Origin of the sequence: Serratia sp. AKBS12, from assembly GCF_024793895.1 — a bacterium.
Classification (GTDB): Bacteria; Pseudomonadota; Gammaproteobacteria; order Enterobacterales; family Enterobacteriaceae; genus Serratia_F.
Genome location: NZ_JANUSB010000004.1, coordinates 1 through 417, shown reverse-complemented (window position 1 = coordinate 417; position 417 = coordinate 1). Strand labels below are relative to the sequence as shown.

Here is a 417-nt window from a genome sequence, read left to right as displayed (position 1 = left end):
ACCGATAGTGAACCAGTACCGTGAGGGAAAGGCGAAAAGAACCCCGGAAGGGGAGTGAAATAGATCCTGAAACCGTATGCATACAAACAGTAGGAGCCTCCTTGTGGGGTGACTGCGTACCTTTTGTATAATGGGTCAGCGACTTACATTCAGTGGCAAGGTTAACCGAATAGGGAAGCCGTAGCGAAAGCGAGTCCGAATAGGGCGATTCAGTCGCTGGGTGTAGACCCGAAACCAGATGATCTATCCATGGCCAGGTTGAAGGCACGGTAACACGTGCTGGAGGACCGAACCCACTAATGTTGAAAAATTAGGGGATGAGCTGTGGATAGGGGTGAAAGGCTAAACAAATCTGGAAATAGCTGGTTCTCTCCGAAAACTATTTAGGTAGTGCCTCAAGTATTACTGCGGGGGGTA

At 49.4% G+C, this 417-nt stretch carries 1 rRNA gene; it reads left to right on the top strand.

From position 1 onward, the window contains the following. Positions 1-417, top strand: a 23S ribosomal RNA gene (locus NYE85_RS02920); the annotation flags it as partial.